The sequence below is a fragment of the Desulfuromonadaceae bacterium genome, assembly GCA_019429445.1.
Classification (GTDB): domain Bacteria; phylum Desulfobacterota; class Desulfuromonadia; order Desulfuromonadales; family JAHYIW01; genus JAHYIW01.
The window spans coordinates 14,593-34,750 of the sequence record JAHYIW010000015.1 but is presented as its reverse complement, the minus strand read 5'-3'; the positions used below and the strand labels follow the sequence as shown (position 1 = coordinate 34,750).

15 protein-coding genes, 1 tRNA gene and 1 other RNA gene are annotated in these 20,158 nt (G+C 55.6%); 4 read left to right on the top strand and 13 right to left on the bottom strand.

The genetic code is table 11. The features are described 5' to 3' along the window. The first annotated feature begins 13 nt into the window (after positions 1-13). A complete protein-coding gene (locus K0A93_07730; GenBank protein ID MBW6511988.1) occupies positions 14-1,501 on the top strand; it encodes a HAMP domain-containing protein in 1,488 nt (495 codons plus the stop codon). Positions 1,502-1,504: 3 nt separating this feature from the next. Further along, positions 1,505-2,875 (top strand): sigma-54 dependent transcriptional regulator, encoded by a 1,371-nt coding sequence (locus K0A93_07725; GenBank protein MBW6511987.1) that lies wholly within the window; start codon positions 1,505-1,507, stop codon positions 2,873-2,875. A gap of 73 nt (positions 2,876-2,948) precedes the next feature. Here the strand turns inward: K0A93_07725 and K0A93_07720 are convergent, their stop codons facing one another. From K0A93_07720 to K0A93_07710, 3 genes are all read right to left on the bottom strand, one after another. Further along, positions 2,949-4,475 (bottom strand): tetratricopeptide repeat protein, encoded by a 1,527-nt coding sequence (locus K0A93_07720; GenBank protein MBW6511986.1) that lies wholly within the window; start codon positions 4,473-4,475, stop codon positions 2,949-2,951. Positions 4,476-4,673: 198 nt separating this feature from the next. Further along, complete coding sequence (locus K0A93_07715; protein ID MBW6511985.1) at positions 4,674-4,811, bottom strand: hypothetical protein; 138 nt, start codon at positions 4,809-4,811, stop codon at positions 4,674-4,676. Positions 4,812-4,837: 26 nt separating this feature from the next. Next, on the bottom strand, positions 4,838-5,059 hold the full coding sequence (locus tag K0A93_07710; GenBank protein ID MBW6511984.1) for a type II toxin-antitoxin system RelE/ParE family toxin: 222 nt from the start codon (positions 5,057-5,059) through the stop codon (positions 4,838-4,840). Positions 5,060-5,363: 304 nt separating this feature from the next. Between K0A93_07710 and K0A93_07705 the strand changes: the two genes are divergently transcribed. Continuing rightward, positions 5,364-7,121, top strand: a complete 1,758-nt coding sequence (locus tag K0A93_07705; protein ID MBW6511983.1) for a hypothetical protein — start codon at positions 5,364-5,366, stop codon at positions 7,119-7,121. A 39-nt stretch (positions 7,122-7,160) separates the two neighbouring features. Here the strand turns inward: K0A93_07705 and K0A93_07700 are convergent, their stop codons facing one another. Together K0A93_07700 and K0A93_07695 are read right to left on the bottom strand one after the other, a co-directional pair. Next, complete coding sequence (locus K0A93_07700) at positions 7,161-7,748, bottom strand: DUF882 domain-containing protein (GenBank protein ID MBW6511982.1); 588 nt, start codon at positions 7,746-7,748, stop codon at positions 7,161-7,163. Positions 7,749-7,784: 36 nt separating this feature from the next. Then, entirely contained in the window at positions 7,785-8,183 is a 399-nt protein-coding gene (locus K0A93_07695) for a hypothetical protein (protein MBW6511981.1), read from the bottom strand. A 242-nt stretch (positions 8,184-8,425) separates the two neighbouring features. Here K0A93_07695 and K0A93_07690 point away from each other — a divergent pair, with 242 nt between their 5' ends. Beyond that, a complete protein-coding gene (locus K0A93_07690) occupies positions 8,426-9,955 on the top strand; it encodes a YifB family Mg chelatase-like AAA ATPase (GenBank protein ID MBW6511980.1) in 1,530 nt (509 codons plus the stop codon). A 61-nt stretch (positions 9,956-10,016) separates the two neighbouring features. Here the strand turns inward: K0A93_07690 and nifJ are convergent, their stop codons facing one another. The 8 genes from nifJ to serC all read right to left on the bottom strand — a co-directional run bounded on the left by nifJ (position 10,017) and on the right by serC (position 20,139). Then, positions 10,017-13,580, bottom strand: a complete 3,564-nt coding sequence (nifJ, locus tag K0A93_07685; protein ID MBW6511979.1) for a pyruvate:ferredoxin (flavodoxin) oxidoreductase — start codon at positions 13,578-13,580, stop codon at positions 10,017-10,019. 124 nt (positions 13,581-13,704) lie between these two features. Next, positions 13,705-14,310, bottom strand: a complete 606-nt coding sequence (recR, locus tag K0A93_07680; protein MBW6511978.1) for a recombination mediator RecR — start codon at positions 14,308-14,310, stop codon at positions 13,705-13,707. Positions 14,311-14,490: 180 nt separating this feature from the next. Further along, complete coding sequence (locus tag K0A93_07675; GenBank protein ID MBW6511977.1) at positions 14,491-14,805, bottom strand: YbaB/EbfC family nucleoid-associated protein; 315 nt, start codon at positions 14,803-14,805, stop codon at positions 14,491-14,493. An 80-nt stretch (positions 14,806-14,885) separates the two neighbouring features. Continuing rightward, the gene (dnaX, locus tag K0A93_07670) at positions 14,886-16,565 is read right to left on the bottom strand and encodes a DNA polymerase III subunit gamma/tau (protein ID MBW6511976.1); all 1,680 of its coding nucleotides are present in this window, start codon (positions 16,563-16,565) and stop codon (positions 14,886-14,888) included. A 49-nt stretch (positions 16,566-16,614) separates the two neighbouring features. Then, positions 16,615-16,713, bottom strand: an RNA gene (ffs, locus tag K0A93_07665) — signal recognition particle sRNA small type. 47 nt (positions 16,714-16,760) lie between these two features. Next, a tRNA-Ser gene (locus tag K0A93_07660) sits at positions 16,761-16,848 on the bottom strand. 127 nt (positions 16,849-16,975) lie between these two features. Beyond that, positions 16,976-18,856 carry a DUF3365 domain-containing protein gene (locus tag K0A93_07655; GenBank protein ID MBW6511975.1) on the bottom strand — a complete coding sequence of 627 codons (1,881 nt, stop codon included), beginning with the start codon at positions 18,854-18,856 and terminating at the stop codon, positions 16,976-16,978. A gap of 191 nt (positions 18,857-19,047) precedes the next feature. After that, complete coding sequence (serC, locus tag K0A93_07650) at positions 19,048-20,139, bottom strand: 3-phosphoserine/phosphohydroxythreonine transaminase (GenBank protein ID MBW6511974.1); 1,092 nt, start codon at positions 20,137-20,139, stop codon at positions 19,048-19,050. Positions 20,140-20,158 lie beyond the last annotated feature (19 nt).

The following is a 20,158-nucleotide window of genomic DNA, read 5'->3' as shown; positions in this document are numbered from 1 at the left end:
AAAGGCGGAAATATTGTTTTTCAACAGCCTGATCAGTCGCATTATTATTCTTAACATATTGCTCTTGTCGACAGTTATCGGAGCCTTTACTCTTTTTCAGGTCCGTCGTGAGCAGGTGCATCTGGTCGCGGCCACCAAAGAGAATACCGAACTGTTGCTGTCGACAGTTGAAAAGTCGATTTTCAATTCCATGCGCCTCGGCAACAGCGACGATGTGCAAACCGTGCTGGAGATGGTTGGCCGCAACCACCGTCTTGCCGGGATCAAGATTTTTCACCCCGACGGGACAATTCTCAAATCATCGCGCCCCTGGGAGATCGGCTCGCGGGTCGATGCCAATGCTTTCTCCCTGTTCCACAATGGACGCACCGAGGGGATCTTTCATGTCGATGGCGAAGATATTCTCGGCATTATCAAGCCCATCTACACCGATATGCGCTGTTATCAGTGCCACGGTCCGGGGCGCAAAGTTGTCGGGGTGCTCAATCTCAACTTTTCGCTCGCCGACACCACCAGCAAGCTTCGTGAGTCGTCACAATATCTGCTCCTGTCAACCGCTCTGGTCGTTATCCTCCTGTCGGTAGGGGTTTCCTTTATTCTGTTGCGTTTTGTCAGACGCCCGATGCAGCTGATTGCCGACAACATGGCCAAGGTCGAGGCAGGTGATCTTGGCGTGCGTATGAAACCGAAATATTCCGACGAGATGGGCAGCCTGATGCGCAGCTTCAATTCGATGGTGATTAACCTCGAACGGGTGCAGCACGAACTGGAACAGTACCACTACAAACAGATGGCACGCGCCGATCGTCTGGCTTCGGTCGGGGAAATGGCGACCGGGCTGGCGCACGAAATCAGGAACCCGCTCGCCGGTATCAGCGGCGCGGTGTCGGTATTGGCAGATGACTTTGCAGCTGACGACCCACGGCGGGAGATCGTTCGCCAGGTTCTTGAGCAGATCGACCGACTGAACAAAACAGTCACCGATCTGCTTTACTTCGGCAAGCCGGGGAAGCCGGAGTTGACGCATGTGAATATCAATGAACTGGTCAACAACACCATGTTCTTTTTGAACCAGCACCCCGGCACCCACAAGGTTCATCGTCTCAAGGACCTGGCTCACGGTCTGCCGCCGCTGCTGATCGATGAAAAACAGATTCAGCAAGTGTTGTTCAACGTCCTGATTAACGGCATTCAGGCGATGCCGAACGGTGGCACCTTGAGTGTGCGAACGTTGTTGGCTGAATCGACAAGCGGCAAGGTGGTGCGGATTGAAATCGAGGATACCGGCAGCGGGATCGCGGCAGGTCAACTTGACAAAATATTTACCCCATTCTATACATCCAAGACGCAAGGGACGGGGCTTGGCTTGCCCATTTGCCGCCAGTTACTCGAACAACACGACGGTGCAATCTGGGCTGACAGCAAGGTGGGTGAGGGGACGACATTCATTCTTGAGCTGCCCGCTAATTCCGGGACGCTGACGTTTAAGGAAGAGGAATAAACCGTGCGCGGACAGAAAATTCTGGTTGTTGATGACGAACAGTTGATTCGCTGGTCACTGGAACAGAATCTGAAAAAACAGGGGTACGAGGTAACCACCGCAGCCAGCGGCGAAGAAGCCTTGAAAATGGTGCGTGAAGATCCTCCAGACCTGATGTTGCTCGATATCCAGCTGCCCGGCATGAACGGTATCGAGGTTCTTGAAAAGGTCAAGGAGCTGGAAACCGACGTGCTGGTGATCATGGTGACAGCGCTGGGGGTGGTGGAAACCGCCGTCAAGGCGATGCGTCTGGGGGCGTATGACTATGTCAACAAACCGTTTAACCTTGACGAGCTGGCGATTGTTATCAAGAAAGCCCTTGAAACCGGCGAATTGAAACGGGAAGTCGCCCACCTGCGCTCCGAGCAAACCAAACGTTACGGCAAAAACAATCTGGTCGGCACGAGTCGGCATATGCAGAACGTGATGTCGATGGTTGACAAGGTTGCCAAAAGTGATGCCAGTACCGTGCTGATTCAAGGGGAGAGCGGAACCGGCAAGGAATTGATCGCCAAGGCGATTCACTACGAAAGTGCGCGCGCCGACAGACCGTTCATGGCGATCAATTGTGCCGCAGTCCCCGAAACACTTCTGGAAAGTGAATTGATGGGGCACGAAAAAGGGGCCTTTACCGACGCCCGGAATCAGAAAAAAGGGCTCTTTGAGATCAGTGACGGTGGCACCATCTTCCTCGACGAAATTGGCGACATGGAGTTGGGGATGCAGGCCAAATTATTGCGGGTTCTCGAAGAGAGAGCCTTTCGGCGCGTCGGCGGAGTCAAGGATATTCAGATCGATGTGCGTATCGTTTCAGCGACCAACAAAGACCTGCTCAAGGCTATCGAAGAAAAAACATTTCGTAACGACCTCTATTACCGTTTGCAAGTTATCCCGATCTATCTGCCGCCGTTGCGTGAACGCAAGGAAGACATCCTGACCCTGGTGAAACATTTCATCGATTACTATAATCATGAGTTCGGCAAGAGTGTCAAAGGTGTCTCCAAAATGGCCGAAAAGTTTCTGGTCGAGTATGCCTGGCCGGGGAATGTCCGTGAATTGAAAAACATCATTGAGCGGGCCATTATTCTGGAGAGTGATGAAACGCTGATGCTGGAGCATCTGCCCCAGGAAATTATCGCCAAAACCTCCGGCGGCGGAGGCAATCTGGTGAATTTTCGCCTGCCGCCGGAGGGGATCGATATTGAAGATGTTGAACGGGAGCTGATCCGTCAGGCCCTGGAGTCATCTGAAGGGAATCAGTCGAAAGCGGCAAAGAAACTGACTCTTGGCATCGATGCCTTTCGCTATCGCATGAAAAAGTTCGGTTTCATGTAAGATGTTTGCCTCCGCCACCGAATCAGGCTGTTAACGCGTCCCCTGCCAGGAACGAAGTTACCCCACAAACCACCTATCTCTTCGCGGTGAGCTTCTGGATGCGTTTCTTGGCATTATTCACCAACTTGTGGTCCGGGTAGGTGTCAATCAGCAACTGATAAGCGTCAATCGCCTGAGCCGGATCACGCAACTTTTCTTCAAATGTTTCAGCACTGCTGTAGAGAGCGACAATCGACTCTTCGCGGCCGGGGTACTCGGAGCCCAGGCGCTGCTGAAGTTCAATCTGTAAATCGAAATCCTCAATGTTTTTTCGTGCCAGCTCGGCAGCACGAACCAGCGCGGTCACTGCGGCATCACCGGGGAACCTATCAGCCAACCGCTGATAGGTTTTTATCGCCGCATAGAAGTTGCCAATATTCGCGGTATAAATCCGCGCCTGATCCTGAAGCGCTTGCAGCGCTGCTTCATTTTCTGGGTAACGCTGGACGATCTGATCGAGGGTTTCAACCGCCTTCGGATATCGCCCAAGGTTCTTCTCGTAGGTACGTGCCGCCCGCTGATAGGCGGTCAAGGCTGCACCGTGTTCCGGATACTCCGCGATGATCTGTTCGAAGATCCCCACCGCCCGTTCATAGTGTTTAAGCTGATCGTTGTACCCCCCACCCAAAACCAGCAATCGAGCGGAACGGAGGGGACTGGCGGGGTAGATACCCACTAACTGGCGATAGCCGGAGAACGCCTCCACGAAACGCTTTTCGCGGAGCAGGCTCTCCGCCTTGATCTCCAGGACCATTTCGGTTTTGGGATGTCCGGGAAAACGCTCAAAAAAAGAATCGCATTCCTGCCGCAACAAGGTCATGAAGGGGGTCCCGTTAAATTTGGCCAGGTCCTGAATAAACTGAAAGTGTCGCTCACCGCGGTCAGCTAAATCACTCCCCTTTGCCAGTTGCTTCAGCAACGGACGCTCCTCTTTAAGTTCCTTGATGGACAGACCGAGCAACCTGCTCTCCGCCTTGGAACGCCATTCCGAGTCATCGAAAACATAGATCAGCTTGCCCAGCGCCACAACTTCGGCAGGAGCATTCGCCTGTGCCTTGTTCAGGGCGGCAATCAGATTGAGTGCGCGCGCCGTATCAGGGAGTCCCCAGAAGCTCTGAACATAGGCGGTCAGGTCATCGAGACACTTGGACAAAACGGGATTTTTGTCGTCGGAGAAGATATCGAACATCCCTGACTCTTTTTGGCCCCGGGTCAGAGGACTGCATTCGGTCTCAAAGAAGTCAAGCATGCTCGACGCCAGACGCTTTTTTTCTTTATCTTGCGGGTCGCTGCGAGGTGTTGGAGGCAGACTCGGGACGACAACAGGGGCGACCTGAACACGCGGCGGGGTCACCGGTGTCGGCTTCTCAACGGGAGTCGCGTCAGCAATCGGCAGCGAAGGAGCGACAGGCGCCTCTCGATCAGATTGCACGGTGGTTGCCAGCTCTTGCCCCGAGGGGGCCGATCCCGGCGAGGTGCCCTCAGGTTCAGCGGCCGTCGCCGTCAGGGTCAGGCACAACAATGCAATCCCAACCAATAACTCCAGTTTAAAATAATTCATACCTAACTCCTCCTTCTTCCCAGGCAAAAAAAATCAATGGCAGCGCCGCTCCCAACAGAGGGTTGACAGCCTCAGTTTCAGTTAAACACCGAGAATGTTGACTGCGTTGCCGTAACAAACGTCAATTGTAAATTTCAAGGAACTCCAGACTACCATACAGTAGACGTATCCGGCACAACATATGAAGAAAAAAACGCCTCACTTGCGCAACCGATATCCCTTGCCGATCAGCAACGCCGCGACTGCGACGCTGAACAGCGCCGTTGCCACCGTGGCAACCACTCCGAACGCCACCGTGAAGGAGAGATTACCGACCCTCCTGCCTCGGAAAATCATTGCAGATACCCACACTGTCCGCCTGGTTAAATGTTAGCCGATTCAGCTGATGGCTCTTCGGGGGTTTGTGCATCGTGCCATACTGCCACAATCCAGACCGCATTATCTTTACCCCGGTAGAAAAACCGATAGGGTGTAACAATAACCTCGCGAAAGTGGATGTCTGGAAACTCCGGGAGGGTCCGCCCAGATTCGGGATGGTCGCGGAGGCGCAAAAGAACCTTCTCAGCCTTTTGTCGAAAAGAAATCGCCGCAGACTGATCTTCCGCTAAGTCTGGCTAAACTCTCCAACGTAGAGCAAGATGTAGATTAAGAGTGGGCTGGGGGGAGTTAGCGTTCGTTGGGTGTCCTGAACCGCATGGCAGTTCCTGCCAGACGTAACCCCTCCCGGCCTCCCCTTAACCCAAGGGGAGGAGCAAGGCGCAGAGGAAAGTGACCCGAGCGGAAGATTGATACTAATCTGAACGTATTTTGACTTTTGCTTGCAAGGCGGGAATGATGCGTTTTAATCTGTTTGGCAGTTCTTTGGTCCGGCATTCACAGGGGAAAAGTATGAAAATCATCGGTCACAGGGGGGCGTCGGAAGAGGCCCCGGAAAATACGCTCGAAGCGTTGCGGCTGGCGTGGGATCAGGGGGCCTATGCGGCGGAGTGCGATGTTGTGCGCACCGCTGACGGTGAGCTGATCCTGATGCACGACGATTCGACCAGACGCACCGCACTGCATGGAGAGGATCTGCGCGTCGAGGATACGGCGTGGAACGATCTCAAGGATCTTGATGTCGGTGGCTGGAAAGACCCGGCATGGCAAGGGGTTAAAATTCCGCGGTTGGCCGAGGTGCTGCGTGCCATCCCGGAGGGCAAGCATCTCTTTATTGAGATCAAGAGCGGCAGTACCAACCTCGGGGCAGATGCGCGGGTCCTCGATACCCTTGAAGCCCTGCTGACCGAAGAGCGGGTTGCGGCGGGGAAAATCACCTTCATCTGCTTCGATCACACCTTTCTCAACCGACTCAAAAAACGTCTGCCGCGTTACAACGCCAGTTATTTGACCAGCTACGCGAGGTTTCGCGGCAACTGGCCGGAGGTCAGAAGCGGGGGGGAGCTGGAGAAATATATCGCGGCGGCGCTGGCTAACAACATCGATGGTCTCGACATGGAAAGCTCCCCCGTCATCAGCGCGGAATGGGTGAAAAAAATCCATGCTGCGGGATTGAAAATCACCATCTGGAGTTACGCCAGGGACGATACGCTGGAGAATGCCCGGCGCTACCAGGAGTTGGGCGTCGACTTTTTAACAACCAATACGCCGGCCAAACTATTGTCGGAGCTGGCGCTTGCTCCCCCGCACAGCGCGTTCACCGAGAAAGATTATCTGCACGACGGCAAACTCACAGCGCAGGGCATTGCCTACCTGTCACGCTTCAAGTGTTTCAATCTCTTCAAGCGGCCGCAGACGGCCCTGCTCTTTACCCTGTGTCTGCCGCTCACCGTCCCGCTGGCCATCGTGCGTGTCGTCGCGCTCGTTGTCGCCTTCGCGGGGGGAATCTGCCTTAAAAAATACCTGGCCATCCGTCTGGAAAATTATCCACGCATCATCAAGCTGATTTATTTTCTCTGCCTGGGTGTCTATCTCCGCACCAAAGGCCCTGCCGCTGCTGAGGCAAACGATGACGGTTCTACACTCATCGTCACCAACCATCACAGCCGTTTCGATGCGATGTTGCTCGCTAATCTGCACCAGGCCGATGCGACGTACCGGGCGGCGGCCAAAACGTCCTTTTTCGGGAGGTTGCTGATCAACTCGGGGGTGTGCAGCCGGGCACTGGAGGAGGGCTTGGCGCTTGATACCAAAGAAGGGCGTGAGGGATTTCACCGGCGGCTGGATGCCGGGGCTGGTCGGCCCCTGCTCTTCTTCCCCGAGGGGCGCGTCGTGCACAAGCCGCAGACAATCATGACCTTTCAAAACCACCTGCTGCAAGGGCATAAGGTGAAGATCATCTGTCGCAAGAGCCGCTATAAATCGTATTTTCTCGATCACCCGCAGATCGAAATCCCTTTTTTCAAAGCGCCCTACTCTCGTTTGAAAAATAAATTGTTCTGGGATTCGATGATTGAAGGGCTCCCTTTTCTCATCTCCTGGGTGACTGTTTTTGAAACGGAAGTGATCGGCAGCGTCGCACTGACCGGCAGCGAGAGCCTCGAAGAGATCGATGCGGCGTTATATGCCCCCTATTTCGACCATGGTTTCCACCTCGTCAGCGTCGATCCCCTGCTCGCCAAAAAACTGCTGCACAGTTTGTATCGCTGAGGTGCTTGACACTCAACCCTTACCCAAACGCCAAGACTCTCACCAGCTCCGCACCGGGCCGACATCGACATGCACAAAACCATCATCGGGATAATATCCCACGCCGCCGAGGCGCAATTCGCGAACATAGTCATGGAGTGCGGCAACCGGTATGCCCGGCAGCTGGATATCTGAAGCCAGCCCCTTCATGTGGAAACTCTGCTTCGCCACATTGCGGCCCAGCGCTGCCAGATGCTCATTGTAGGCCGGGGAGCGATAACCGGAAACGATATCGAGACGTTCGGCGCCGAAATGATCCTCGATATCGTCCAGAAGTTCGACCAGTTCCAGATCAATCAGGGTGGTCTGGTTATCCCATGAACAGCGTAACAGGCGATTCAACTCACTCAGCACCGCGTGGTCATACGTCCCCTCACTGTCGCGATAAGTCACCTGCAACTGCTCTTTGGTTTTCAGATTATAGAGGTGCAGCTCACCGTCCCCGTTGAGTGTTGCGAACCGTTCGGTGCGCTTTACCCCGGCAGAGGAAAGACTTGCCCCCAACTTGTCCGGCACCAGCCCGGCAATGGTCGCGACCAGTCCCAGGCTCAGCATGACGAGTAGAAGTTCGCGTTTCAATTTAGGCAAAATATTTATCCTTTTAAAAGTTGCGCGGCGAGAAGGTTAGTCCTTGAGCAATTCGGCGCTCTTTTTAAATTCCGCGGGGATCTCACTGAAGCTACTGGTAAAATTCAGTTGTCCCTGACCATCGACATATAGATACTTCAAGGTGTCTTTGCCAGGTAACGTTGATGGCTCGGGGGAGATCTTCTTTTCAACCTTTTCCGCCACCGTCTGAATCGACTTGACGATATTTTTCGGGGGGGCGATAACATCACTGACCGGATCGTCGTCACCCTCGACCAGTGCCGAGAGTCGGCCACGAAAATCGAGATAAAAATGCTGTACATCAGTCAGCACCGGGAGCTTGACCCGCGTTGTCATCAACCACCGGTCAACCCCGATCAAGGCCGCCAAAAAAATCACTCCCCACACGAGGATGCTGAACAGATTTTTCTTCATAATGCTCAAATATTCCGTTATCCCGCCAGCCGGTCAAGCGACTGACCGCTGCGTATGAAAAATGTTGCGATTGTAATCTTGCCACGCTTTAAAATCAAGGGTTCCATCGCGGCGTTTCTTTTTCTTCGTCGCTGTGCTATGTATATTCAGCGTCAGCAACGTCACGCGCGACGCGTCCAGTGTTTTTGCTGTGCAAGCACCGTGCTTGCAGCCACCGAAAAAATTCTCAAGGAGGGGACATCATGCTTGCAGCCATCCGGTCCGGCGCACTTTTGGGACTCGACGCTTACGCCGTCGAGGTCGAAGTCGATATCGCCATGGGCCTCCCCCAGTTTGCCACCGTTGGACTCCCCGAAGGAGCGGTCAAGGAGAGCAAGGACCGCGTCAAATCGGCGATCAAAAACTCCGGCTACGAATTTCCCGCCCGCCGCATCACCATCAATCTCGCCCCCGCCGATATCCGCAAAGACGGTGCCGCCTTCGATTTGCCGATTGCCGTCGGCCTGCTCGCCGCCACCGATGTGATCCGCAATATCAACGACAAGCGGTTCCTGATCCTCGGTGAACTGTCGTTGGACGGTCGGGTCAAACCGGTGAAAGGGGTGTTGCCGATTGCCGTCGGTGCCCGCCACTGGGAACTCGACGGCCTGATCGTGCCGGCGGAAAACGCCGCCGAGGGGGCACTGGTCGATGGTCTGCCGGTCTATGGGGTCAGTACCCTGGGAGAGCTGGTCGATTTTCTCAACGGTGTGAATCTTTTGACTGCCTGTCAGGTCGACACCGCCGCGCTGTTCAATCAGGCCGCGCAACACGCCGAAGATTTTGCCGAGGTACGCGGGCAGGAGAATGCCAAACGCGCCCTTGAGATCGCTGCCGCCGGCGGACACAATCTGTTGATGATCGGCCCTCCCGGCAGTGGCAAGACGATGCTCGCCCGACGCCTGCCAACGATTCTGCCAGCGCAGAGTTTTGAGGAAGCGCTCGAATGCACCAAGATCCACTCTGTTCTCGGTCAGCTGCCACAGCGTAACGCGCTGATCGCCCGGCGTGCCTTCCGTTCCCCTCATCACACCGTCTCCGATGCCGGTTTGATCGGCGGCGGCACCATCCCCCGCCCCGGCGAGGTGTCCCTGGCGCACAACGGGGTGCTGTTTCTCGACGAACTGCCGGAGTTCAAAAAGAATGTTCTGGAGATGCTGCGCCAGCCCCTCGAAGATGGTCAGGTGACGATCAGCCGCGCCGCGACCAGTCTGACCTATCCGGCGATGTTCATGCTGATCGCGGCAATGAACCCGTGCCCCTGTGGCTATCTCGGTGATCCGCAACACAACTGCAACTGCACGCCGTTGATGACCCAGCGCTACAACACCCGCCTCTCTGGCCCACTCCTCGATCGCATTGACCTGCATGTTGAAGTGCCCCGCGTCCAGTATCGCGACCTGGCGACGCCGAGCGGCGGCGAGAGCAGTGAGACGATTCGCGCCCGCGTCGATCAGGCGCGGGCGGTGCAACGCGAGCGCCTGAAGGCCTTTGGTCTGCACGCCAACGCCCAGATGCAGACACGCCACATCACCAAATTTTGCAAAGTCGACGCGGCTGGGGACAAGTTGCTGGAAATGGTCACCGACCGGCTCGGCTTTTCCGCCCGCACCTACACGCGCATCCTCAAAGTCGCCCGCACCATTGCCGATCTCGCCGCCTGTGAGCAGATCGATCAGTCACACCTCGCGGAGGCGATTCAGTATCGCAGTCTTGATCGGCGCAAGGGGTAAAAACAGGAAAGAGCCCGCCGACACCAGGTCGACGGGCTCTTTCTATTGAACAATGACTGGTTTACTTGCCGCAGTCTGCCTGCATTTCAGCCAATTTCTGGTACAAGTCAAAGCGCGTGGCCGTTTCTTTACTCTGTTCCTTCATCAGTTGCTCGGCTATTTCTGGCTGAATCTTCTTCAGTACCCGGTAGCGATTCTCGCCGTAAGCATATTCGGAGAAGGAGATGGTCGGTGCCTTGCTGTCGAGTTGCAGCGGGTTTTTCCCTTCGTCGGCCAGGCGCGGGTCGTAGCGGAACAGCGGCCAGTGGCCGCAGGCCACAGCGTTCTTGCCCTCGTCCACAGCGGTGGTCATGTCGATGCCGTGAGCGATACAGTGGCTGTAAGCAATGATCAGTGACGGACCATCGTAGGCGTCCGCTTCGATCATTGCCTTGACCACATGCCCCGGATTCGCCATTGAGACTTTGGCGACGTAGATATTGCCATAGGTCATGGCAATCATCCCGAGATCCTTCTTCGGCATCCGCTTGCCACCGGCAGCGAACTGGGCAACGGCCGCCAGGGGGGTTGATTTCGACGCCTGGCCACCGGTATTGGAGTAGACCTCGGTGTCCAGCACCAGAACGTTGACGTTCGCACCCGAGGCAAGCACGTGGTCGAGACCACCGTAGCCGATATCGTAGGCCCAGCCATCACCACCATGGATCCAGACCGATTTCTTGACCAGATAATCGGCGACCGAGAGCAGGTTCTTGCTTTCGGCGTCGGAGCATTCGGCCAACGCAGTCTTGAGCGTGGCCACGCGCGCGCGCTGCGCCACGATCCCTTCCTGAGTGCTCTGGTCGGCGGTTTTAATTTCTTCCATCAATCCGACAACATCCTTGCACCCCTTGCAGTCGCAGTTTGCAAGTCTGTCGAGCAGTTCAAGCGCATATTCATTGAACTTGTCGATGGTGAGACGGTAACCAAAACCGAACTCGGCGTTGTCCTCGAAGAGTGAATTGCTCCACGCCGGGCCAAGACCGTTCTTGCCAGTGGTCCACGGTGTGGTTGGCAGGTTGCCACCGTAGATCGACGAGCAGCCGGTGGCATTCGCGACGACCATGCGATCACCGAACAGTTGCGAGCAGAGCTTGACAAACGGAGTTTCACCACAACCGGCACAGGCACCGGAGAACTCGAACATCGGCGGCAACAGCTGGCTCCCTTTGAGACTGTTGCGATTGATCAACGCCGGGTCAGTGTCAGGCAGCGACAGGAAGAAATCCCAGTTGATCGCCTCCTGCTCGCGCAGTGGCTCCTGGAAGGTCATATTGATCGCCTTGTGATTTGCGTCGGTCTTGCTCTTGGCCGGGCAATTGTGTACGCAGGCACCGCAGCCGGTGCAATCTTCGGGCGCGACCTGCAACGCAAATTTCTTGCCGGCCACATCTTTCCCTTTGGCATCACTCGTTTTAAAAGTGGCTGGAGCCCCCTTGAGATCGGCTTCTTCAACAATCTTCATACGAATGGTCGCGTGCGGACAGACAAATGAACAGATGCCGCACTGGATGCAGAGTGACTCGTCCCAGACCGGGATATTGACCGCGATATTGCGTTTCTCGTACTTGGCGGTGCCGGTCGGGAAGGTTCCATCGGCCGGCATCGCCGAAATCGGCAACAGATCGCCCTTGGCGTCGATGATCGGGCCGGTGGTCTGGCGAATAAACGCAGGCGCGTCACTCTGGATCGCCGAGGCGATCTTGACCTTGGTGGTGGGCTGTGCCGGAACAGCCAGTTCGGTAAAGTTATTGGCACCGGCATCGACCGCCTCGAAATTCATCTTGACCACTTTTTCGCCGGCCTTGCCGTAAGACTTGACGATAGCGTCCTTGATCTCTTTCTCGGCCAGGGCAAAGTCAATGATGTTGGAGATTTTGAAAAAAGCGGTCTGCATGATCACGTTGATACGGGGACCGAGTCCGATCTCATTACCAAGCCGCACCCCGTCAATAACATAAACCTTCATTTGTTTATCGATAATCTGCTGTTGCGTTTCCAGCGGCAGATGATCCCAGGTTTCTTCAGCACTGAAGGGTGAATTGATCAGAAAGGTTGCGCCTTTCTTCGCTTTGCCCAGCAAGTCGTACCGGGCAAGGAAAGAAAAATTGTGGCAGGCAACGAAATCAGCCGAATCGATCAGATAGGGGGAACGAATCACGTCCTTGCCGAAACGCAGATGCGAGGTGGTCATGCTCCCCGCCTTCTTCGAATCGTAGACAAAATACGCCTGGGCGTTGTTGTCGGTCGTCTCGCCGATGATCTTGATCGAGTTCTTGTTGGCACCGACGGTACCATCAGAACCAAGACCGAAAAACATTGCCGCGTAGGCGTTGTTCGGAACCTTGTAGGCTGGATCAAAATCAAGACTGCGTCCGGTGACATCATCCTTGATCCCGACAACAAAATGGTTCATCGGCTTGGCAGCGGCCAGGTTGTCGTATACCGCCTTGACCATTGCCGGGGTGAACTCAAAGGAACCGAGTCCGTAACGACCGCCAACAATGACCGGATAACCGTCAAACGTGACCAGGCCATCCGCCATCGCTTCGCCAAGGGCGGTGCGGACATTGTGGTAGAGCGGCTCGCCGAGAGAGCCCGGCTCCTTGGTACGGTCGAGAACAGCAATCTTCTTTACCGTCTTCGGCAGCGCCTGGGCGAAGGCCTCGACAACAAAGGGGTGGAAGAAACGAACCTTGAGCAGACCAACCTTTTCGCCCTGTGCGTTCAGGTGTTCTACCAGTTCATGGGCCGTGTCACACCCCGAGCCCATCATGACGATAATGCGCTCGGCATCGGCGGCACCGATGTAATCGAACAGATTGTATTGGCGCCCGGTCAGTTGGGCAAATTTATCCATCTGGGCTTGAACAATAGCGGGAAGCTTGTCGTAGTAGGTGGTAACCGTCTCACGCCCCTGAAAGTAGACATCGGGATTCTGGGCGGTGCCGCGCATCACCGGATGATCCGGCGACAGGCCGCGCAGACGGTGAGCGCGAACCAGCTCATCGTTGATCATGCTTTTCATGTCTTCCCGCGTCAGTTCCTCGACCTTCTGCACTTCGTGCGAGGTACGGAAACCGTCAAAGAAATGCAGGAAAGGAATGCGCGACTCCAGGGTTGCCGCCTGAGCAATCAGGGCAAAGTCCATGACTTCCTGAACGTTATTGGAACAGAGAAAGGCCCAGCCGGTCGGGCGGCAGGCCATGACGTCAGAGTGATCACCAAAAATGGACAGCGCCTGAGCGGCAATGGAGCGGGCCGAAACATGAAAGACCGTCGAAGTCAACTCTCCGGCGATCTTGAACATGTTCGGGATCATCAGCAGTAAACCTTGTGACGCAGTGAACGTGGTGGTCAGGGCACCGGTCTGCAAAGCACCGTGAACGGCACCGGATGCGCCGCCTTCCGACTGCATTTCAACGACCTTGGGGACCGTTCCCCAAATATTTTTCTCACCAACTGCGCTCTTTGCGTCGGAAATCTCCCCCATCACCGAAGACGGGGTAATCGGATAGATCGCGATAACCTCGTTGATCGCGTGCGCAACATGCGCCGCGGCGGTACTCCCGTCGATGGTAACCATTTTACGTCCAGACATGTTGATTCTCCTTTAGCTTGGGATAAATGATGCTTTCAATCGATCATCAAGCGGTATATCGAGCTTAACACTATATAGTATTTCAGCAGCTGACGCGCAGCGACACTACTCATTGGATCAATTGACGGCGTCCTTCAACGGCGTGCAACACTGTCGCAGCATCCACATATTCAAGGTCGCTGCCAAGCGGAATGCCGTGTGCCAGCCGGGAGACACGGATACCGAGCGGCGCGATCAGCCGCGCCAGGTAGAGCGCTGTAGCCTCGCCGTCGACATCAAAGTTGGTTGCCAGCAGCACCTCTTCAACCACTTCGCTGCGCAGCCGTTCGAGCAGTTCACGAATCTTCAGGCGGTCAGGCCCGATACCGTCAAGGGGCGACAGCGCACCTTGCAAAACATGATAACGCCCCCGAAACGACCGGCTGCGTTCGATCGCCAGCAGATCTTGCGGTTGCTCGACCACACACAGTAATCGTGCTTCACGTTCGGGATCGGTGCAGATCGCACAGGGATCGTCTTCGGTAATATGAAAACACAGCGAGCAGAATCCGACCCGTGCTTTCAGCTCGCGAATCGCCCCGGCCAACGCCTCGGCCTCGGAGTTCGGTTGACGCAAAATGAAGAAAGCCAGCCGTGCGGCGGTCTTGCGACCAACCCCCGGAAACTTCGCCAACTCTGCCACCAAACGGGCGAAAGACGGGATGGAGCTTAACATGATGGCGCCAGGAAATTCAACATTTTAAAATACTGTTTTATTTTTTTTACGTTCGGTCAAAATTAACCGCCAAAATTACAATAATGTTAAAATTTCACCAATAAGTGGTCTGACCACTCATTGTACTTACCATGCAATTCAAACTCAAGGCAAGTATTTTCTGCCGTTTCAGCTCAATCATCAAACCAGACCGGGGATATTCAGTCCGCCGGTAATTTTCCCCATCTCGCTCTGCGCCAGCTCCTGACTCTGTTTCAACGCTTCGTTGATCGCGGTCATCACCAGATCCTGCAACATTTCGACATCCTCCGGATCAACAACATCACGTTCAATCTTCAACGACAGCAACTGCTGCTTACCGTTGACAACAGCTGTCACCACGCCGCCACCCGAGCTGGCCGTAACTTCTTTGTTCACCAGTTCTTCCTGCATCCGCGCCATTTTCTGTTGCATCAGTTGCGCTTGCTTCATCATGTTGCCAAAACCTTTTGCCATGAGCATATCTCCTTCGGTCGCGGCTGAACCGCACGTTGTCGTCATTACAGAAAGTGCGTTGCCCGCCAGTGCGCAACGCATCAAACAAAGCCTTTATCGATCGCCTTCACACTCTCGACTTTGCCCGCGAAAATATCCAGGGCCTTTTTCACCATCGGGTGTTCCAACGCATCATCACGCAAGCGCTTCTTGCGATCTGTTTCCCGCGTGTGGCGTTCCTCATTTAACGACAGTGGCGCGGCCACATCCTTGTTCCGCGCTGTCACCTTGACCTGCACCGCCATGCCAAAATATTCGTTGGCCAATTCGGCAAGGGCGTTGCGGTTGTCCTCATCCTGGAGCTGGGCCAGCTGGAATGAACCGCTTGCCAGACCGACTTCGAGCACCTCCGGCGGCAGCGACATCGGGCTGGCATGCTCAAGGAGCGAAGCAATCAGCGGACGGCGACGGCTTTTAACATGCTCCACCAGCCCAACCCAGCTTCTCGCGGAGTCCGTCGCCGACGGCGAAGCTTCAGCCTTTTTTGGCGGCGACCCTCCCGGCGGCGGCGCAGCCTCTGGAGCAACCGGCAGAGGGGGGGGTGATGAACGCGGCAGCGTCGTTACGCCGCCACTGCCCAGCCGACGTTCCAGCTGTTCCAGTTTGTGCAGGAGCATCGCGATATCGCGCCCCGGCGGTAATGTGGCAAGGCGAATCAGCGCCATTTCCAGCGCCAACCGCGGGAAAGTCGCCTGAGCCAGATCGCTTTCGACGTGAATCAACGCCGTCACCGCACGGTGCAATTCCTCGGGCTCGACCGTCGCCGCCAGGGTGCGCAGTTCGGTGATCTCGTCTGTTGTCATCTGCAACAGATCGCCCGGTTCATCAAGTACATGGCAGAGAACCAGCCCGCGAAAGAGCTCAACCAGCTCCTGGCAGAACTGGCGAAAAGAATGGCCAAGTTCGTCGATTTTACACACCACGTCGAGGCACGCGCGGGCGTCACGGCGCAGCACCCCTTCAGCGGCAGCGAAGAGCAGGCGTCGGTCGACCAGCCCGAGCAACGCCTGAACGTCCTCGTCACCGACCTGGTCGCCGCAAAAAGCAATCACCTGATCGAGGGTCGACAGCGCATCGCGCATACTTCCCTCACCGCGCCGGGCAATCAACATCAATGCCCGGTCGGACATCCCCATCCCTTCGGCGGTGACGATCTCGCGCAACCGATCAACCAGCTTGTTGATGCCGATTTTGCGAAAATCGAAACGCTGACAGCGTGACAGAATGGTGATCGGGATTTTGTGCGGCTCAGTCGTCGCAAAGATAAATTTGGCGTGCGCGGGGGGCTCTTCAAGGGTTTTCAACAACGCATTAAAGGCGTTGATCGACAACATGTGGACTTCATCAATGATGAAGATTTTATAGTGGGATTTTGCGGGGAGATAACGGATATTTTCGCGCAGGTCACGTATATCGTCGACCCCGGTATTCGAAGCGCCGTCGATCTCGAAAACATCTACCCCCTGACCGGCGGTAATTTCCAGACACGCAGGGCAGACATTACACGGGGTTGCCGTTGGCCCCTGCTCACAGTTGAGCGCTTTGGCAAGGATGCGCGCGGCAGAGGTTTTCCCCACCCCGCGCGCACCGGTAAAGAGAAAGGCATGATGGACACGACCGGAGCGAATGGAGTTGCCGAGGGTGCGACTGACGTGCTCCTGGCCAACCAGATCCTCAAACAGTTGCGGACGCCATTTGCGCGCCAATACCAGGTAAGACATGGGTCGCGGGCTCCTGTTCAGGGGGATCACCGGGATTACCGGCGGAAGAGACGACCGGGCACTCCCGCGGCACACGAACAAGATCGCTGCCGCTGCTCCCTTCCGGGCCTGACGGAGTTCACGACCCGTCGTTGCGCGGGACCCGGCCGTCACTTCCGCCGGTAATCTTCCAGTGTGATCAGATCAATAAATAAATGGCGGAGAGGGGGGGATTCGAACCCCCGGTACCTTGCAGTACACATGATTTCCAATCATGCACCTTCGGCCTCTCGGTCACCTCTCCGCGAGGATGCGTAGAATACATGAATGGCCAGGGCGTGTAAAGATTTTTTGTCCATCTGGCGCAGGTCGATCCGGGCGAGAAAAAGATGCACGATATGCGCTGGTTACTGCACTTGCACCGTATCAGATCACGACATCAGGGGCAGTTCAATGCTGACGCGGGTGTATTCTCCGGCAACACTGTCAATCGCGATATCTCCCTGATGCAGACGGATGATATCGGCACAGATACTCAACCCCAGCCCCGTCCCCACTCCGGCCTTCTTGGTGGTGTAAAATGATTTGAGCACATTGGGCAGCACCTGTTGCGGGATGCCGCTGCCGAAGTCGGTGACTTCAACGCTCAGCAAGGCGTGGTGATCTCTTTCAATGCGCCGCGCCGACAATACTATTTTCTTGTTATCATCGTGGTCGGGAAACTTTTCGTTGAGGGCATACCTTGAGTTACTGAGAAGATTCAGGAAAACCTGCTCGATCTGATGGGCATTGCATTTGATCCGACCAAGATCAGCGGCAATCGAGGTTTGCAAGGTAATGCCATCTTTTTTCAGCTGCGAATGCACCAGCGAGAGCGGCTCCTCAAGCAATACCTGGATATCGTAAAATTTGTGTTCTCCTTTATCATCCCTCGAAAAAGACAAGAGACTTTTGACGATGGCGGCAACACGTTCCCCCTCCTTGATAATACGCTCAAGAAGCTCCCTGCTCTTTTCGTCTGTTGTCCGTGACTTGAGGATATCCGCATAGTTGATCACCCCGCCGATCGGGTTGTTGATCTCATGCGCCACCCCCGCCGACAACTCGCCGATGGCCGCCAGATGCGAGGCGCGAATCGCCTGATGCTGCAAAGACGTTCTTTCCGTCAGATCATAAAAAAGTCCCTGCAATGCTTCGTGTCCGTTGTAGACCACCCTGGCGGCCTTGATTTCGACATCGCGGAGTTGTCCTGCCCGGGTTATAATCCGGGACACATGCAGGTCGGAGCTTACCCCTGCGCGGTAATCTTCAAAGCACCGGGAGACGTCCACAGCGCCGGAAGCCTTTAATTCAGGCGGATGCAGGATGGCCTGGGACTTGCCAAGCAACTCATCCCTGTCGCGTTCAACCAGCTGACAAAGGGCCGCGTTAACCGCCAGCAGCTCCCCCGTTTTGATATCCGCCACGGCAATGCCGTAGGCGGCTTCGTCAAAGAGAATCCGGTAATTGGCCTCCGATATTTGCAGTTCGCCCTGCACCTGGCGGGCGTGAGCCAAGGCCGCGCTGACCTGACCCATCTGTAACTCGATTTTTTCCCGCGTGGTAAAAAGAAAGAGCATCCCTACGACCCAAATCACGAGATAGGTTATGAAGTGTTGTTCTGCTAACGTTTCAGAAACCTCTCTATACGGTGCCAGCGGCACGGAGACACTGATCCCGCCACGGATCTCCCCGACAGCATACCCTTGCTGTTGATGACATTTCAGGCAGCTTGCTTCCGTCACCATCGGAAACATTTTGCGGAGAAACTTTTCCCCGTTGATTTCAGCAACCGTTGAGGCGTGCGTCGCGCCCGCGGCAAAACGCAGCAACGTTTCTTTTTCCCACCGGTCGGGGCTATTTCCCGAGCGAATCGGATTCAGGCTGGTAATGTGCCCGCGGACACCAGCAGCTTCCTCGGCAAGGGTGAAGACCTGGCGCGTCATATAGGCAGGATTGATCAGGGTGAGTTTTTTGCCGGACGGGGTGACGATATCGCGTTCAGGGATGTTTTTGAGATAGGGACTCGGCGGGGTTTCTTCCGTCACCGGAACATACACACCGCCGTGCCGTGCCGCCCACCGCCGGTAGAGCAGATCCTTGTCATAACTCGCCCCTGCCTCGGCGGAAGCAATATCGAGAAAAGCTCTTCTGTCGGAACTCTGTTGATGCCACGCCAGCAGCAGGATCAGGATTGTCCACCCCGCAAAAGCGATCAACCATAGCGCGCAGCGTGTCGGACTTGACTGAAAATTCCGGGCAGTGAATAACATCTCTATCCTGCGGCAAGGCGTAGGGGCATAGCAACGATCAACGTCTGCTCAGCGTAGAACGTCTATCTACGACAGCGATTAAAACAGCAGCGAATCGATATTTTGGGGCGGATAGTTTCCGTTTTTTACGACAGGAGCAACGCGCGCCCCCGACCGGTTCGCCAGGGGGGCGCGTTGCCGTTCGTCGTAGATCAGCCGTTCTTGCGCTCGAACTCTTCCATAAAGCTCGCCAGCGCCTCAACCCCCGCCATCGGCATCGGGTTGTAGATCGAGGCGCGAATACCGTTGACCGCCCGGTGCCCCTTGAGGGCATAGAGACCGGCGGCACCGGCTTCCTTGAGGAATTTGGCTTCGAGTTCTTCACTCGCCAGATTGAACGTCACGTTCATCATCGAACGGAATTCCGGCTGGACAAACCCCTTGTAAAAACCGCTTCCGTCGAGCAGCGCGTAAAGGTGCGCGGCCTTGGCACGGTTGCGCGCTTCGATCACCTTGACCCCCCCTTCGGCCTTGAGCCAGTCGAGCATCAGCTTGACAACGTAAATGGCAAAGGTGTTGGTGGTGTTGGTCAGCGAATTATCCTTATCCAGTTGTGTGTAATTGAGCAGCAACGGGGTTTGCTCGGAAGCAAAGCCGAGCAGATCTTCACGAATAACCACCATCGCCATCCCTGACGGTCCGAGGTTCTTTTGCATGCCGGCATAGATGCAACCGAACTTGCTGTAATCGATCTCGCGGGAAAGGATTTCCGAGGTCTGGTCAGCGATCAACGGCACCGCGCCGGTGTCGGGGAAAGTCTGCCACTGGCTGCCGTAAACGGTGTTGTTGCTGGTGATGTGACAGTAGGCGGCATCCTGATCGATATCGGCGGGAGAATAGGGGGGCAACCGGTCATGGTTGGTGGCAGCACCGCTGGCCACCACCTTGACGTTGCAGAACGGCACGGCATCCTTGTGCGCCAGCTTGGCAAAGTTGCCGGTCTCGAAATAGAGGCACTTTTTGGTCGCCGTACGCCCCGCGAGGTTGAGCGGAATTGCGGCGAACTGCATCCGTGCGCCCCCGTGAACAAAGAGAATCTTGTAGTTGTCCGGCACTCCGCTCAGCTCCCGGAAAGTCGCCTGCGCCGCTTCGAGAATGGCGACGAATTCCTTGGAACGGTGGCTGATTTCGATCGCCGACACGCCCATGCCGTTGTAGTTGAGAAACTCCGTCTGAATCTTCTCCATCACCGGAACCGGCAACATCGCCGGACCCGCACCGAAATTGAATACCTGATTAGCCATCGGATCAAATCCTCCTCAG